A 16,728-nucleotide genomic window follows, 5' to 3' on the forward strand; every position below is an offset into this window, starting at 1 on the left:
TAGGCGGAAGGCCTTGTCGCCCGGCGCCGAGGGTCGCTGTGATCCCACTCACATAGACCGCGATCCAGGTGCCGGAAAATTCTTGAATGTCCCGGATGAGCGCTTAGAGTGTCCATGATGAACATGCGCATGAACCGTCGACAAGCGCTTGCTGCCCTGGGAGGTGCCGGCCTGCTGTTGGCGGTGGGCGGCGTGTACCTGCGCCGCCAGGGCTCTGCGGCAGGACCTCCACCGCTCGGACCTGCAGGCTGGCTGCACATTGGACCAGGCGGCACGGTGCGGCTGTACAGCTTCCTGACGGAAATGGGGCAGGGTATCGCGACCGTACTTGCGCAATTGGTTGCCGGAGAACTCGATTGCCCGATCGAGTCGATCAGCGTCGAAGCCGCACCGCTGCCAGGCGGGTTTCGCGATGGCTGGAGTTACTGGACAGGAGGCAGTGCGTCGGTGACGCGGATCTACCGGCCGCTACGGGAGACCGCGGCCAAAGCACGGACCCTGATGTTGCGCGCTGCAGCCGAACAGTGGAATGTTCCTCAGGCGGGCTGCGTAACCGAAAGCGGTGTGGTCGTGCATGCCGCTACCGGTCGGCGGCTCGATTACGGGCAGCTGGCGGCCGGCGCAGCACGTCTGCGCGTTCCGTCGCGTGTCACGTTGCGCGATCCCGCAGCGAGTCCGTTTCTCGGGCGCAGCCAGACGCGGATTGGCAGCGGCACGCGGGTTGACGGCAGCATGCGCTACGCCGCCGATCGGCGTGTGAGCGGCATGCCTTGCGCCTTGATCGTCGATCCGTCGCGGCTCGGCGCGACGGTCGGCAACGTCGACGAGTCGACAGTGAATGGTCTCCGTGGTCTTAAGCGCATCGTCTCGCTCGGCCACTGCATCGCCATCGTTGGCGACGATCATGCGGTCTGTCTCGAGGCCGCGGGCCGGTTGCGCGTCGATTGGCAGGGCGGCCATGACGGGTTTTCTTCGCGACAGCTTCGCGACCAGCTGGCGAGCGCAATCGCTGGCGATGCGGCCAGGAGCGTCTCCGGCAGTCACGAGCGCATCAACACACTCTGGCAGGCAGCCCATCGACGCATCGAGGTGAAGGTCGAACTGCCATTCCTCGCGCAGCTGCCGCTCGAGATGCTGGGTGCGACCGTAACGCAGATCGACGCGCGCTCGGTATCCCTGGAGCTTGCGACGCAGGCGCAGGATCGGGTCGCCGCTGCCGTCGCCGCCGAACTTGGCATCGCATTGCAGGACGTCGAGGTAAGGAGCATTGAGCCGGGCGGCGGATTCGGGCGACGCCTGGCGACCGATACCGCCGTCGATGCCGTGCGGCTTGCCCGCGCAATCGGATCTCCGGTGAGGGTGTTCTTCACGCGCCATGCTGATTTCGCGCGCGGCCATTTCCGGCCGGCCGCCGCGATCCACGCGCGCGCAGTGCTGGCGAGCGATGGCGGACTTGCGGCGGTCGCTACGCACCTTGCGACAACCCAGCCCGGAGCACCGGTGGCGGGACTCGAAGGCCTGCCCTACAGGGCCGGGCAGATCGCGGTCGGCGTCACGAACATTGCGATTCCTGTTGCAACCGGCGCGTGGCGCTCGATCGAGTACAGCTGCAATATCCACGCGATTGAGTCGCTCATCGACCAGTGCGCCATCACCCTTGCGCGCGATCCGATCGAGCTGCGTACTGCCTGGCTCAACAGTGACGTGCGAGGTCAACGCGTGCTCGGGCAATTGCGCGAAATGCAATCGGGCCTGCGGGAGGATGAAACCGCGGGCGTGGCGTTCGCATCTTTATACGGTTCGCGCATTGCAATGGCGGTGTCCATTGGCAGGACATCGGCAACCTCTTTCGAACTGCGCGGTGTCGATGTCGTGGTCGACTGCGGTTTTGCAGTCAACCCGCGTGGCGTCGAGGATCAGATCATCGGCGCTACGGTATTCGGGCTCGAAGCTGCACTGTTTGGCGAAGTCCGCTATCTGGGCGGCCGCGTCATGGCGCAGAATTTCGACGGCTATCGATTGCTTCGCATGCACGAGGTACCGCATGTTGCGGTTGCATTGATATCCGATCCGGCGCAAGAACCTGGCGGAGTCGGCGAACTCGCTGTGCCCGTGGTCGCACCGGCCTTATGCAGTGCCATCGCGCGCCAATTTGGCATAAGGCCGCAACGTCTGCCGATTGCCGGCGAGCATTTGCAACTCGCGTCGGCGCCCGCCAGAATCACGGGCTGACGTTATGGCTACAGCTGTGCTTGGCATCATCGGTGGGTCCGGAGTCTACGACCTGCCGGGTATCACCGATTTGCGCGAAGTGCGCATCGATTCCCCCTGGGGCAGGCCTTCCGATGTTCTGCGACGTGGCCGCATGGGCGAGACCGAAGTCGTCTTCCTGCCGCGGCATGGTCGCGGCCACCGCTACGCCCCGTCGGCGATCAACTATCGCGCCAATATCGACATCCTGAAACGTGCCGGCGTAACCGACCTCGTCTCTATTTCGGCCTGCGGCTCCTATCGCGAAGAGCTTGCGCCGGGCCAGTTCGTTCTCGTCGACCAGATCGTCGACCGCACGGTTGGCCGCGCAGGATCCTTCTTCGGCAACGGTTGCGTGGCCCATGTGTCGATGGCCGACCCGGTCGGTCCAGCGCTGCGTGCGCGGATCGCGGCGGCGGCAGCGGCCGAGAACATCGACGTCAGAATGGGTGGAACAGCCCTGTGTATCGAAGGGCCGCAATTTGCGACCCGGGCGGAATCACTGACCTACCGCGCCGCAGGCTATGACATCGTCAACATGACCTGCATGCCCGAAGCGAAGCTCGCGCGGGAGGCGGAAATCACCTACGCGCTGGTTGCGATGGTGACGGACTACGACTGTTGGCATGCCGCGCATGCCGCCGTCGATGTGGCGGCGCTGCTGCGCGTGCTTGCGGACAACGCCGAGCGCGTGCAGCGACTGGTTGCGCGTGTCGCGGTGGATTTTCCGGCCGAACACGAACCCTGCCCGATCGGTTCCGATCGCGCGCTCGATCACGCGATACTCACCCAGCCGCAGGCGCGCGATCCGGCGTTACTCGCCAGGCTCGACGCCATCGCGGGGCGCGTGCTTGGCTGCGCTGGCGAACCGTCGTGACGGGGGAGGTTGCCGAGCGATTGCGTCGGGCTGTGCGGACCATCCCCGACTATCCCAAGCCGGGAATCCAGTTTCGCGACATCACAACGCTCCTCGGCGATGCCGAGGCGCTCGCATTGGCGGTCAAGTCGCTGGCTGCACCATTTCGCGGCGATCGCATCGACAAGGTGGCCGGCATCGAAGCGCGTGGTTTCATTCTGGGTGGCGCCGTTGCCTGCGCGCTCGATGCGGGGTTCGTGCCAATTCGCAAGAAGGGCAAGCTGCCGCACGAGACGGTCAGTGTTTCCTATTCGCTCGAATACGGCATCGATCAGATCGAAATGCACCGCGATGGTGTGTTTGGTGGCGAGCGCGTGTTGCTCATCGACGACTTGATCGCCACAGGCGGCACTGCGCTGGCGGCGGCACAGCTGTTGCGCTCGCTGGGGGCCGTGGTGGTCGCGGCAGCCTTCGTGATCGACCTGCCCGACCTGGATGGCGCCCGGCGCCTCGCAGAAGCCGACATTCCCGTGCGTTCGCTGCTCGACTTCGCGGGTCACTGATGTAGCAATGAAGATCGGCGAGCGTCACTGGCGTACGATCTGGAGCGATGACGAGGGTCGAAGCTTCAACGTGATCGACCAGACAAAGCTGCCCTTCGAGCTCGCAGTCTGTCGCATCGAAACCCTGGACGACGCAGCTTGCGCCATTCGCGACATGGTCGTCCGCGGTGCGCCTTTGATTGGTGCGACAGCGGCCTACGGGCTCGCCCTCGCGAGCTACACGGATGCGAGCGACGGCGCCATGGCGGCAGCCTTTGAAAAGCTCCTCGCGACGCGTCCGACGGCAATCAATCTGCGCTGGGCACTCGAGCGCATGCGCGAGCGGATTCTTTCGGCGCGATTGCAGGCGCGGCCAGCCATTGCGGGCCTGGAAGCACGCAGGATCGCCGACGAAGACGTCGAGTGCTGCCGGGCCATCGGAGTGCACTCGGCGGCGTTGCTTGCGGAACTTTCCGCGCACAAGGCCGGCGCGGCGGTGAATGTCCTCACCCATTGCAACGCCGGCTGGCTCGCCTGTGTCGACTGGGGTACTGCGCTCGCCGGTGTGTACGCCGCGTTCGATCGTGGCATCAATGTGCATGTGTATGTCGACGAAACGCGTCCGCGCAACCAGGGCGCATCGCTTACGGCCTACGAACTTGGTGCCCACGGTGTTGCGCACACGCTGATCGCCGACAATGCGGCTGGCCATCTGCTGCAGCGCGGCGAGGTCGATATCTGTATCGTCGGGAGCGACCGGACCAGTGCCAATGGCGATGTGGCCAACAAGATCGGTACCTACAACAAGGCATTGGCGGCGAAAGACAATGGCGTGCCATTCTACGCGGCCTTGCCGTCGTCAACCATCGACTGGGCAATCGGCGATGGTATCGCCGGCATACCAATCGAGGAGCGCAGCGCGCGCGAAGTGACCCATGTTCGCGGCCGTGGCGCGCAAGGCGAGCTGGTCGAAGTGCAGGTCGCGGCGCCCGGCACGCGGGCATTCAACCCCGCCTTCGATGTCACGCCAGCCAGGCTCGTGAGCGGCATCATCACCGAGCGCGGCATTGCCAGCGCATCTGCTGCGGGCCTGCGCCAACTTTATCCCGAGCGCGGCGCATGATCACATCACCTCACCAGGCGCTGATCGATACCGCAATTGCGATGGAACAGGCGGGTTTTGCCGTTGCGAAGTCGGGCAATGTATCGGTGAGGACGGGCACAGGCATGCTGATCACGCCGTCGGGCGTGCCCTACAGGTCGTTGCAGCCCCCGGACCTCGTGCAGATGGACCTCGAAGGCAGGGTACTGCAGGGGCGCCTGGCGCCGTCGTCGGAGTGGCAATTCCATGCGGCCATCTATCACGCGCGCGATGATGCCGCTGCAATCGTCCATACGCACAGCCCGGCGGCGACGGCTTTGTCCTCGGCACACCAGTCCATCCCCGCGTTTCACTACACGGTTGCCATGGCAGGCGGCAACAACATCCGCTGCGCACCGTATGCGACTTTCGGTACCGCGGCGCTCGCCACGGAGGCCGTGGCAGGACTCTGTCAGCGCCGCGCCGTGCTGCTCGCCAATCACGGTGTGATTGCAATCGGAGCGAGTCTTGCCGCGGCATTCGCGCTCGCCTGCGAAGTGGAAAGTCTTGCGGACCGCTATCTGCGTTTGCTCGCGGCCGGGTTGACACCGCAGCTGCTCGATGATGAAGAAATGGCGCGAGTGGCCGCGCAGTTCGAGCGCTACAAGCGTTACGACGATTTGCCGGACAGTTGAACGCGAAAATCCGCTTCCGTCCTGGCACGAATCTCTTCGACCGGGACGCCGGGCGCCAATTCGCGAAGCACCAGACCTTTGGCGTCCCGCTCGAATACACCAAGGTCGGTGATGGCTAGATCGACCACAGCGACGCCCGTCAACGGCAGGCTGCAGGCCTTGCGCACTTTTGAGCTGCCATCCTTGGCGCAATGTTCGAGCACCGCCACGACGCGTTTTGCACCGGCGACCAGGTCCATTGCGCCGCCCATGCCCTTGACCAGCTTGCCGGGCACCATCCAGTTCGCGATGTCGCCATTCTGGGCTACTTCCATGGCGCCGAGGATAGCGAGGTCGATATGGCCGCCGCGGATCATGGCGAAGCTCGCCGCCGAGTCAAAATAGGACGTAAACGGTAACTGCGTTACGGTTTCCTTGCCGGCATTGATCAGATCCGGATCCTCTTCGCCGGGACGCGGATATGGTCCTATGCCCAACATGCCGTTTTCGGATTGCAGCACGACATTGACGCCCTTGGGCACGTAGTTCGCGACCAGGGTCGGGATGCCGATACCGAGATTCACGTAGTAGCCATCGCGTAGTTCCAAGGCGGCTCGAGCAGCAAGTTGTTCGCGATTCCAGCTCATGCGGGGTTACCAGGCAGGTTCTGGTCAGTCCTTGCGGTAGGTGCGTTTTTCGATGCGCTTGTCATAGGCGGGGCCCTGGATGATTCGTTGCACGAATATGCCCGGCGTGTGGATGTGATCGGGGTCGATACTTCCGACAGGCAGCAGTTCCTCGACCTCGGCCACTGTGACCCTGCCGGCCGTCGCCATGATCGGATTGAAATTGCGAGCGGTGCGGCGGAACACGAGATTGCCTTCAGTGTCGCCGCGCCAGGCCTTGACCAGCGACAGGTCCGCAGTGAGACCGGTCTCGAGTACGTAGCGACGACCGTTGATTTCGCGAACTTCCTTGCCGTCGGCGACCAGTGTGCCAACGCCCGTTGCGGTGAAGAATGCCGGGATGCCGGCGCCACCCGCGCGTATGCGCTCGGCCAGCGTGCCCTGAGGATTGAATTCGAGTTCGAGTTCACCGGCCAGGTACTGGCGCTCGAACTCCTTGTTCTCGCCGACATAGGAGCTGATCATCCTGCGAATCTGCCGGGTCTTCAGCAAGGCCCCGAGGCCGAATTCATCGACGCCCGCATTGTTCGAGACCACCGTGAAGCCCCCATGACCCGATTGCATCAGCGCGACGATGAGATTCTCGGGAATTCCGCAAAGCCCGAATCCGCCGACCATCAAAGTGATGTCATCGCGCACCAGGCCCTCGAGCGCGCTGGCCGGGTCGGCGAAAACCTTGCTCATCGCTGCTTGAAGTCTTCCGGTGTCAGTTGGTGGCGATTGAGGAGCTTGTAGAAATCGGTGCGATTGCGTTTGGCGAGGCGCGCGGCCTGGCTCACGTTGCCGCCTGTGATCTGCAGGATCTGCGACAGGTAGCTGCGAGTGAATTCATCGCGGGCCTCGTCGAAGGAGGGCAGGCGACCCGACGATCCGCCGAGCGATTGCTGCACGAGTTCGACGGGGATGATGGGTGTCTGCGACAAGGCGACGTTCTGGCGCACGACGTTGTGCAACTGGCGAATATTGCCCGGCCACTCGGCAGTTGCCAGGAATTCGACCGCTTCCGGCGCATAGATCTTGCGTTGGCCGGTCTCGGTGCTGATCTGTGCCAGGAAGTGCGCAACCAGCAGAGGGATGTCCTCGCGGCGTTTGTTGAGCGGTGGCATGTCGATATGAACGACATTGAGTCGATAGAAGAGGTCTTCGCGAAAACCTCCGGACATCATCAGCTGTTGCAGATCGCGGTGCGTTGCCGAAATGACGCGCACGTTGACCGGCACTGCATCGGTGGCGCCGATCGGCCGGACCATGTTCTCCTGCAGGACCCGCAGCAGCTTCACCTGCAGACGCATCGGCATGTCGCCGATTTCGTCGAGGAGCAAGGTGCCGCCGTCTGCCGATTGGAACAGGCCACGGTGCGATTTGATCGCGCCCGTGAACGAGCCTTTCTCGTGACCAAACAGCTCCGACTCGAGCAGGTTCTCGGCCATGGCGCTGCAGTTGATGGCAATGAACGGTTTGTTGCGCCGCGGGCTTGCCTTGTGGATGGCGCGCGCGAGTAACTCCTTGCCCGTTCCGCTCTCGCCGGTAATGAGTACGCGCGCATCGGTCCCTGCCACCATGTGCGCCTGGGAGAGTTTCTCTTCCATGACGGGGCTGCGGGTGATGATTTCGTCGCGCCAGGCTTCGTCCGCCTCGGTGAAGCCCGAGATCTTCAACGCCTTCTGTACCTGGTCGAGAAGTTCCTGCTTGTCGACCGGCTTGGTGAGGAAGCCGAATGCGCCCATCTGCGTTGCCTGCACCGCGTCGGGAATGGTGCCGTGTGCGGTGAGCATGATGACCTTGAGACCCGGCCAGCGATTTTGCAGTTCTTTGAGCAACCCGATGCCGTCCATCGGTTCCATTCGCAGATCGGTGATGACGAGATCCGGACGGAAGCGGCTCGTGGCGGCGACGGCCTGCGGCCCGCTTTCGACGGCTTCGACGTCGTAGTTCTCGGCACGCAGGCGAATGGTCAGCAGGCGAAGCAGTCCCGGGTCGTCATCGACGACCAGGATTCTCGCTTTGCGCTTGCCCAACGGCATGGTTGCATTCATGGCGTGCGTCCCTCGTTACCTTGTGCGCGCTCGCTCATCGAGCGTTCGATGTTCGCGAGAGCATCGAGCTTCTTCTTGGCTTCGGCCAATTCGCGCTTGAGTCTCGCGTTTTCGTCCGCTTCGGATTGTAACCTTCTGTTGAGCTGCGCCAAACGGTCTTTGGCATTGCGATCGGCGCTGTCCTGCAGTCGCGCAATGTCGTTGGTTAGCGACAGCTGGGTGTTGAGCCGTTGCAGCTCGACGAATGCAAGCGAGCGCTCGATGGGCAGGAGCAACTCCGGCACGGCCACCACTTCGCGCAACAGCCGCTGCGCCTCGGAAGGATCGCTGCCGACATGATTGGGTGTACCGAGCAGTAATGCATAGCGCAACTGTGTCCCCGGTGTTGGTGACAACTCGTGCTCGTGTTTGGCCCTGGCGATGATCTCCGCTTGCTGGGCAGGGCTTGCGTTGATCAGCCGCTGCAGGGACTCGATTGTCTCGGTGAGCGAAGCGAGTTGCTGGGCCGTGCGATCGACGCGTGGTTCGGCGACGGGCTCCGGTTTCTTGCCGAACTGGCCGCCGCAACCGGCCGTGAGCAGCACCGCGATGCAGCCGATGGCGAAAAGGCGGCCCTCAGGCAGCATGTGCGGCCTCTGCTCGCGCTGCGGACTTGGCCTGCGTGCGAAGTGGCAGGCGCACCCGGAAATGCGCGCCCGAATAGGTGCCGTCGACGATCTCGACGGTGCCGCCATGCGCATGCGTAAATTCAAGTACGACCGAAAGTCCAATGCCAGTGCCCTTGAGGTGGCCGCCCGTGGGAGCCTTGCCAGTATAGAAGGCATCGAAGATGCGCTCACGTTCTTCCTTGGGGATACCCTGACCCTGGTCGGCGACTTCGATCTGCATGACCTCGCCCGCTGCCTTGACGAACAAGTGCACGGTGCCCCCGCGCGGCGAGTACTTGATGGCGTTCGACAGGAGATTCTCCAGGATCAAACGCACCTTGCCACGGTCGGCGTACACGGTGACATCTTCGACGGCAACATCCAGGCGCAGGCGCTGGCTTAGTAGTGTCAGCTGTTGATTCTCCAATACCTGTTTGACAACCGACCGAGCGCGAAATTCCGTGAGCTCGAGGTCTGTACGCTGCGACTGCCAGGCGCTGAATGACAGCAGGTTCTCGATGAGCCGCTGCAGCCGTATGCCATTGTCGCGCAGGATCGTGGTGACCTCGCGCTGGCTGCTGTCGAGCTCGCCCACAGCGCCGTCCATCAACAGCTCGGTGCCCTCGCGGATGTTGGCGAGCGGCGTCTTGAGCTCATGCGACATGTGTCGCAGGAAGCGATTACGCTCCTGCGCGAGGTCCACAAGGCGCTGGCGTAGCCATTCAAGCTGACGGCCGAGCCGCTCGATATCCGTCGGGCCTGAGACCTCGATGCTGCGATTGAACGCGCCGCGGCCGAGTTCGCTGATGGCGCGGTCGATCTGGCGCAGCGGCCGCCCGATGGAGAATGCGAGCAGCAATATCGCGAGGAGCGAGAACGGCACCAGCAGCGCGGTCTGCATCAACAGCCATTGCTGCGCATCGCGCGTGCGTGAATCGAGCGCCGAGAGGTCGGCGTCGATCTGCCGGTTGGCACTGTTGGCAATCTCGTTGGCAAGATCGGTCATGCGATAGAGCCGGTCGACGGGCGTCTGCAGGTCGGCGCCGGCGCCAAGCTGGGCGCTCTCGAGCGCCGCCTTCGCCCGCAACTGCAGGGTCTCGAGTTCATCGAGTTGGGTATTGGCGATGTCCGTGCCGAGGCGCGCACGCAGTTCGCGGCGGGAGTTGGCAAGGCGGGCATCCGCCTGGTGATAGGTATCGAGGAACTTGCGATCGCCGAGCACCAGGTAGTAGCGCGTGGCGCGTTCGAGAGAGGTGATCGAGGTGAACATCGACTGGGTGAGTCGGGTCGCTTCCACGCCCTTGACCACGAGTTGCTGGCTGCTCGCGGCGAGCCGGCGCATCTGGATGGCTGCATTGACGACCGCGAACAGCAGCGGCACGGCAATGAGCAGCAGCCCGAACATCATCAGGCCATAGAGGGACTTGGGGCGGGCCCAGCGCATCGTCGTATTCTAGAACCTATCTCATGAACCGGGGTCACGAGATGGGTATCAGTGCCGTCGGCCGCGCCTCATCAGGCGGATTCGCTCAGTGCCAGGGCTGCGTCAGGAGCTTGCGTTCCCAGGCGAGCGAGGAGCGCACGATGCTATCGAGGTCGTCCAGCGCCGGTTGCCAGCCTAGCTGGCGTCGGATGCGTTCGGCACGCGCGACCAGCACCGGGGGATCGCCTGCGCGGCGCGGACCTTCCACCACCGGCAGCCGCAGGCCTGCGATCTTCTCGACGGCTTGCAGGGCTTCTCGCACGCTGTAGCCACGGCCATAGCCGCAGTTGAGCACGCTGCTCTTGCCGCCATCGCGCAAGTAGTCGAGTGCTTTCAAATGTGCGGTTGCAAGGTCCGTGACATGGATGTAGTCGCGCACTCCCGTGCCATCGTTGGTCGGGTAGTCGGTGCCGTAGACAGCGAGCTGATCACGCTTGCCCACCGCGGCTTCACATGCGACCTTGATCAGCAGCGTTGCCTTGCGCGTGGATTGTCCGATGCGGCCCTCGGGATCGGAGCCCGCGACGTTGAAATAGCGCAGTGCCACATAGCGCAGGTCCGAGGCGGCTGCCAGATCGCGCAGCATCCACTCGGACATCAGCTTGGATGTGCCGTAGGGGTTGATCGGTGCGGTTGCGGTCTCCTCATCGGCGACGCCGTCTGCCGGAATTCCATACACGGCTGCCGTGGAGGAGAATACGAAATGTTTGACGCCCGCGCGCAGGCAGCATTCGAGCAGGGACCGGGTGCTGCAGGTGTTGTTACCGTAGTACTTGAGTGGTTCTGCAACCGATTCGGGCACGATGGTATGTGCGGCGAAGTGCATGACCGACTTGACGCCATGTTCGCCGAGCACGCGCTCGACCAAGGCCCGGTCGCCAACACTGCCGACGACCAGGGGGTTATCGAGCGCCGCTTCCCGGAAGCCGGTCGAGAGGTTATCCAGGATGACAACTTCTTCGCCTCGCTCGACAAGCTGAAGCGCAACGTGGCTGCCGATGTAGCCGGCACCGCCGGTGATCAGTATCTTTGACTTGGACATGCTCCGGATCATACTTAAAGTCCGCTTCAACTGCGTGAAATGCGTGGCAATTTCGTCGTCGGAGGTGCGTTGACGGACCCACGACCCTACGACGGTCTCACCCCGGAACTGCTGCAGGAGGCCATCGCCTCGTTGGGGGTGGCCACTGACGGGCGGCTGTTTGCGCTCAACAGCTATGAGAACCGTGTCTATCTCGTCGGGTGCGACGCAAAGCCGCCTGTCGTTGCCAAGTTCTACCGGCCCGGGCGCTGGAGCGATGCGGCCATCCTGGAGGAGCATGGTTTCGCCGCGGAGCTTGCAGCGCGCGACCTGCCGGTTGCCCGTGCGCTCGAATTCAAGGGCACGACGTTGCACCACATGGAAGGATTTCGCTTCGCGCTCTTCGATTATCTGCAAGGTCGCGCGCCGGAACTCGGTTCGCGCGATGCGCTGGGTCTGATCGGCCGGACCCTCGGACGCATCCATGCCGTTGGTGCGCTCAGCGAATTTCAACACCGGCCGGATCTCGATGTGGAGCGTCTGGGTTGGCAGGCGAGGGATGCGGTACTCGCGCACCCCGATCTCGATGAGCGTTTTCGCGATCGCTATGCCGCAGCGTCGGAGGAACTGCTGGTCGCCATCGAGCAGGTACTCGATGCCCACAGCGGCGTGCGCTGGCAGCGTATCCATGGCGACTGCCATCTCGGCAACGTACTGTGGAACGACCACGGGCCGGTATTCGTCGATCTCGACGATTGCATGATGGGTCCGGCCGTTCAGGACCTGTGGATGTTCGCGACCGGGAATGAGGACGAACAGCGCGGCGCCTGGGAATTGCTGCTGGGCGGCTACCGTCAATTTGCGCACTTCGATCGCCACGAACTGGCGCTGGTCGACGCCCTGCGCGCCTTGCGCATGCTCCACCACGGCGGCTGGATCGCAGCGCGATGGCGCGATCCTGCATTCCCGCGAGCGTTTCCCTGGTTTGGCGAGGCGCGCTATTGGGAACAACACCTTTCGGACCTGGCGGCCGAACGGGACCCATTGCGGGGTGAGGCTTGAGGTTACACCGCAGCAGTGTCCGCCAGCGATCAGGCAGGTTATGCTTCGCACCGAGTGCATTCCCGTGAAAGTCTCTATGCGCACCAGTGTGTCGTTGTTGGCGATCTGCGGCCTGCTCGGGGCCTGCGGCGATCGCGCTGCGCCCGACGAGGATGCAGCGCGTGCAGCCGAGCAGGCGCGGCAGCAGGCTTTGGTGGCGGCGGCCGGGGCTGAGGCCGAGCTCGGCGCGAATTTCATCAACGCCGTGAGCGCCGGCAAGTCGACCGCGCCGGTCAACGTCAAGTTCGATATCCGCAGCCGCCCTGAAGTCGGCCAACCGGTCGAAGTCGAGCTGGCTGTCGTGCCGGTGGCGCCCGATCTGGAACGCATCGGCCTGACCTTTCAGACACCCGACGGATTGTCCATCAGCGGTGGCGGAAGCTTCGGCGACCTGCAGCGCCCGCTGCCCGGCAAGATCGCAAAGCACGTTCTGACGATTACGCCCGGCCGGGAAGGGGCCTACACCATCACCGTCGTCGCCCTGGCCGACTCCAAGGACAGCTCTCTCGCTCGCGTATTCGCGATCCCGCTCCTGGTTGGGCCGCCGTTACCGGCCGCCGCGGCGCCGGCCGCGGGGAGCGCGGGCGGCGGATCACCCGGCGGAGCCTGAAAAACCGCGAGCGCGATCACGGGGCCACGTGCGGGTCCGACCTATGATGCCGGTCTATGTTCAGCTGGCGTCATTATGTCAAATAGCCGCGCGAGTGCAAAACCTGGCGCCAGCGCACCGGTCGGCGAGGCGACCACCCAGGTGCGAACCGAGGTCCCCATCGTCGATGACGGGCTGCGCACGGACGTGCTGCAGGAGCAGTTGCTGCCGAACCGGGCACGCGGCACTTTGCACACCGTCTTGCTCGAGCAGCTGCAACAGGCCAGGAAGCGCTCGATCGATGGCGAGGTTTCTCTCGAGGATCTGATTCCGCTGCTCGATGGCTATTACCGCCAGCTCGATGAGGAGCGGCGCGGCATCGTGCGCTCGATGCAGTTGATGTCGCATGAAGCCCTCGGCGTCGGTCGCGATGCATCGCGTGAGACGACCGCGTTCATGCGCACCATTCTCGACAACATCAAGGAGGCCGTCATCACGCTCAACGCGGACGGCGTCATCGAGACCTTCAATCCCACCGGCGAGCGACTGTTCGGTTACGCCGCCGCCGAGGTCATCGGGCACCGGCTCGACCGGATCATGCCGACGCTGAGTCGCCCGGATTCTGTCGCCAACAATCTGCGACGATTGGCCGGCGCGGGCCGTGAAGCTCACGGCAGCGTAGGGCAGACCGACCTGCAGGGACGCGCCAAGGGTGGCGCCCAATTCCCCGTCGAGATGACAGTCAGCCAGGTTTCGATCAGCCGACGTGACCTGTTCATCGTCAGTATCCGCGACTCATCCGAACGGCAGCGCTCGCAGCGCCAGCTGCGCGAGAGCGAAGAGCGCTACCGCATCCTCGTCGACAACGCTCCCGAGGCGATTGTCGTCGTCGACCTTGCGACGCAACGCTTCGTGGACGTCAACAAGAATGCCGAGCGATTCTTTCGGCGCTCGCGCGAGGAGTTGTTGCAGCTTGGCTTCGTGGAGCTCGGCGATCCCGAACGTCGCGGCGCCGAACTCATGCTCGACACGCTGTTCGAGAATGCGCTGCATGGCGAGCCGCAGGTGTTCGAGTGGGTTTATCGCGATGCCTCGGCCCACGACTTGCCATGCGAAGTGCGCCTGGTGCGGCTGCCGAGTGCCGACCAGCGCCTGCTGCGTGCGAGCATCACGGACGTGGGCGATCGCAAGCGTGCCACGGCTTTTGCAATCGGCGAGCGCGCGGTCTACGAGAAGATCACGGTCAATGCACCGTTGGCCGATGTGTTCACCTCGATTACCGAACTGGTCGAGACCGTCAATCCGCAGGTCGTGTGCGGGATCAGTCTGTTGAGCGAAGGCGGCGGCTTCGAATCAGTTGTTGCGCCGGGTCTGCCAGGCGAGCTACGCCGGCGCCTCGCGGTTGGCAAGATCGACGTGCGCGACGGCTCCTGTGCTGCTGCGGTTTTTCTCGGCCGCCAGGTGCTGGTGGCCGATGTTGCGAGCGATGCATTCTGGCAGCATCACCGCGAGCACCTGCAGAAAGCGGGTATTCGTTCCTCGTGGTCGACGCCGATACGCGGTGAGTCGGGCAAGGTCCTTGGTTCGCTGGGCGTTTACCGGCAGGAGACCGGGTTGCCAGGCAAGCGTGATCTCGAGGTTCTTGCCAATGCCGCACAGCTTGCCGCGATTGCCATCGAGCGGCGCCGCTCGGGCGAAGCGTTGAGCGCGAGCGAGGCTCGCTACCGCGGCCTGTTCGAATCCGTGCTGGAAGGCATGTATCAATGCGATCGCGACGGTCGCCTGCTCGCCGCCAATCCTGCGCTCGTCCAGATGCTCGGCTATAGCTCGGCGCAGGACCTCTACCGACTGCCGAGCATGGCCGCCGTGTACTGGAATCCCCGTGAGCACCGCCAGTTCGTCGCCGAATTGGCGGCACATCGCTCGATACACAACGCCGAACACCAGCTGCGTCGCAGCGATGGCGAAAAAGTGGTCGTGCTCGAAAGTGCGCGCGCAGTGTTCAACGATAAGGGGGAATTGACCGGATTCGAGGGGTCGCTGTCGGACATCACGGCACGCACGCGCGCCGAGCAGGCAGTATTTGCCGAAAAGGAGCGGGCCCAGGTCACCCTCAATTCGATTGGCGATGCGGTCATCACGACCGATGGCCAAGGCGCGATCGATTATCTCAATCCGGTCGCCGAGCAGTTGATTGGCTGGCGTTTCGACGAGGCCTTCGGTCGAAGCATTGACGACGTATTGCGCCTGCGCGATGAAGTGTCACGGCTGGGTATCGACAATCCGCTGCGACGGGCGCTGACGAGTGGCGCGCGAATCTCGGCGACGACCCGTACCATGCTGGTGACACGCGATGGTGCGGAGCTCGCTATCCAGGAAACCGCCGCACCGATCCTGGATCGCACCGGCGCGATCATCGGCGCCGTCATGGTCTTCAACGACGTGACGCGCGAGCGCCGCTTGCGTCGCGCGCTCGCCTATGAAGCGGCCCATGACGCGCTCACGGGTCTCATCAATCGACGCGAATTCGACAGCCGGCTGCAGGGCGCGGTGGATGACGCGGCGCGCAGTGGCGGCCGTCACGCCCTGTTGTACATCGATCTGGATCAGTTCAAGGTCATCAACGATACCTGCGGTCACGGCGCCGGCGATCGGCTCATACGTGAGATCACAAGTCTGATACAGAACCGATTGCGCGCGGAGGATACGATTGCGCGCCTCGGCGGCGATGAATTTGGCGTGCTATTGCACGATCTTGGGCTCGAGCAGGCAGGCCAGTTGGCGGAGACGTTGCGGCAATCGATTGCGAATCATCGGTTCGAGTGGCAGGACCAGTCGATGTCGATCGGCGCGAGCATTGGTGTCGTGGAGATTTCCTCGAGCACCGAATCGGCGGCGAGCGCGCTGAGCGCGGCCGATGTCGCCTGTTATTCGGCCAAGGACCTCGGCCGCAACCGCGTCCAGCTCTACGGCGGTGAATCGGGTCAGCACCGCCATCGCGAAATGCAGTGGGTCTCGAAGGTAACAAGCGCCGTAGAGCAGAACCGGCTCGAGCTCGTCACCCAGCCGATTGTCGCGATCCACCAGGGCGCGGGTTTGTCGAATTTTCACGAATTGACGGTGCGCCTGCGCGATGCCGACGGCAACCTGGTCATGCCGAACGAATTCATACCCGCGGCCGAGCGTTACAACGTCATGCTGGCCATCGACAAATGGGTGGTGCGCCAGGCGGCGCAGCTCCTGCTTCACAATCGCGCGAAGTTTCCGCAGCTTCTGCTCGCGGTGAATCTGTCCGGCAGTTCGATCAACCAGGATGGTTTCCTCGATTTCGTTCTCGAGGTCGTTGGCGAGGGCGATACCGGTTCGGGCATCTGTTTCGAGCTGACGGAAACCGCGGCTGTCGCAAACCTGCACAATGCCGTGGCCTTCATGCAGGAATTGAAGTTGCGCGGCTGTCGCTTCTCGCTCGATGACTTCGGTATCGGTTTGTCGTCGTTCATGTACCTGAAGACATTGCCCGTGGATTTCCTGAAAATCGACGGCGAATTCGTTGCCCGCATTACCGACGATGCGGTGGACCGCAGCATGGTCGAGGCGATCTGCAAGGTCGGTCACGAACTCGGCATTGCGACGGTGGCTGAACGCGTCGAGAGTGGCGCCGTACTCACCGAACTCGAACGCATCGGCATCGACTACGCACAGGGCTTTCACATCGCGCGGCCGGTCCCGGTCGCCAGCACCTTCCGTCTCTGATTCGACCCT

General features: G+C 63.6%; 14 protein-coding genes. 8 read left to right on the forward strand and 6 right to left on the reverse strand.

The annotated features are described in order from the left end of the window. The first annotated feature begins 129 nt into the window (after positions 1–129). From R3E77_06350 to R3E77_06370, 5 genes are read left to right on the forward strand one after another with little or no spacing between them, the layout of a single operon-like run. Complete coding sequence (locus R3E77_06350; protein MEZ5499032.1) at positions 130–2,232, forward strand: molybdopterin cofactor-binding domain-containing protein; 2,103 nt, start codon at positions 130–132, stop codon at positions 2,230–2,232. A 4-nt stretch (positions 2,233–2,236) separates the two neighbouring features. Then, the gene (locus R3E77_06355) at positions 2,237–3,127 is read left to right on the forward strand and encodes an S-methyl-5'-thioadenosine phosphorylase (GenBank protein MEZ5499033.1); all 891 of its coding nucleotides are present in this window, start codon (positions 2,237–2,239) and stop codon (positions 3,125–3,127) included. After that, positions 3,124–3,669: an adenine phosphoribosyltransferase gene (locus R3E77_06360; protein ID MEZ5499034.1), complete on the forward strand. Its 546-nt coding sequence runs from the start codon at positions 3,124–3,126 to the stop codon at positions 3,667–3,669. The genes R3E77_06355 and R3E77_06360 overlap by 4 nt, the downstream gene beginning before the upstream one ends. Positions 3,670–3,676: 7 nt before the next feature. After that, complete coding sequence (gene mtnA, locus R3E77_06365) at positions 3,677–4,771, forward strand: S-methyl-5-thioribose-1-phosphate isomerase (GenBank protein MEZ5499035.1); 1,095 nt, start codon at positions 3,677–3,679, stop codon at positions 4,769–4,771. Further along, the gene (locus R3E77_06370; GenBank protein ID MEZ5499036.1) at positions 4,768–5,424 is read left to right on the forward strand and encodes a class II aldolase/adducin family protein; all 657 of its coding nucleotides are present in this window, start codon (positions 4,768–4,770) and stop codon (positions 5,422–5,424) included. Before mtnA ends, R3E77_06370 begins: the two co-directional genes overlap by 4 nt. Here the strand turns inward: R3E77_06370 and R3E77_06375 are convergent. The 6 genes from R3E77_06375 to galE form a co-directional block, all read right to left on the reverse strand. Continuing rightward, the gene (locus tag R3E77_06375) at positions 5,400–6,050 is read right to left on the reverse strand and encodes a CoA transferase subunit B (GenBank protein MEZ5499037.1); all 651 of its coding nucleotides are present in this window, start codon (positions 6,048–6,050) and stop codon (positions 5,400–5,402) included. The genes R3E77_06370 and R3E77_06375 overlap by 25 nt on opposite strands. Positions 6,051–6,074: 24 nt before the next feature. Further along, entirely contained in the window at positions 6,075–6,773 is a 699-nt protein-coding gene (locus tag R3E77_06380) for a CoA transferase subunit A (protein ID MEZ5499038.1), read from the reverse strand. Then, positions 6,770–8,125 (reverse strand): sigma 54-interacting transcriptional regulator, encoded by a 1,356-nt coding sequence (locus R3E77_06385; protein MEZ5499039.1) that lies wholly within the window; start codon positions 8,123–8,125, stop codon positions 6,770–6,772. Before R3E77_06385 ends, R3E77_06380 begins: the two co-directional genes overlap by 4 nt. Continuing rightward, positions 8,122–8,751, reverse strand: coding sequence for a hypothetical protein (locus tag R3E77_06390; GenBank protein MEZ5499040.1), 630 nt, complete (start codon positions 8,749–8,751; stop codon positions 8,122–8,124). The genes R3E77_06385 and R3E77_06390 overlap by 4 nt, the downstream gene beginning before the upstream one ends. Next, positions 8,741–10,216, reverse strand: a complete 1,476-nt coding sequence (locus R3E77_06395) for an ATP-binding protein (protein ID MEZ5499041.1) — start codon at positions 10,214–10,216, stop codon at positions 8,741–8,743. The genes R3E77_06390 and R3E77_06395 overlap by 11 nt, the downstream gene beginning before the upstream one ends. A gap of 85 nt (positions 10,217–10,301) precedes the next feature. Next, positions 10,302–11,297: a UDP-glucose 4-epimerase GalE gene (gene galE / locus R3E77_06400; protein ID MEZ5499042.1), complete on the reverse strand. Its 996-nt coding sequence runs from the start codon at positions 11,295–11,297 to the stop codon at positions 10,302–10,304. Positions 11,298–11,336: 39 nt separating this feature from the next. On the opposite strand from galE, the gene R3E77_06405 reads away from it, so the two are divergent. From R3E77_06405 to R3E77_06415, 3 genes are all read left to right on the forward strand, one after another. After that, a complete protein-coding gene (locus tag R3E77_06405) occupies positions 11,337–12,338 on the forward strand; it encodes a serine/threonine protein kinase (protein ID MEZ5499043.1) in 1,002 nt (333 codons plus the stop codon). A 64-nt stretch (positions 12,339–12,402) separates the two neighbouring features. Beyond that, entirely contained in the window at positions 12,403–12,987 is a 585-nt protein-coding gene (locus tag R3E77_06410; GenBank protein ID MEZ5499044.1) for a hypothetical protein, read from the forward strand. Between the two features lie 75 nt (positions 12,988–13,062). Further along, complete coding sequence (locus R3E77_06415; GenBank protein ID MEZ5499045.1) at positions 13,063–16,719, forward strand: PAS domain S-box protein; 3,657 nt, start codon at positions 13,063–13,065, stop codon at positions 16,717–16,719. Positions 16,720–16,728: the final 9 nt, after the last annotated feature.

It is taken from the genome of Steroidobacteraceae bacterium (assembly GCA_041395505.1).
Taxonomy (GTDB): domain Bacteria; phylum Pseudomonadota; class Gammaproteobacteria; order Steroidobacterales; family Steroidobacteraceae; genus JAWLAG01.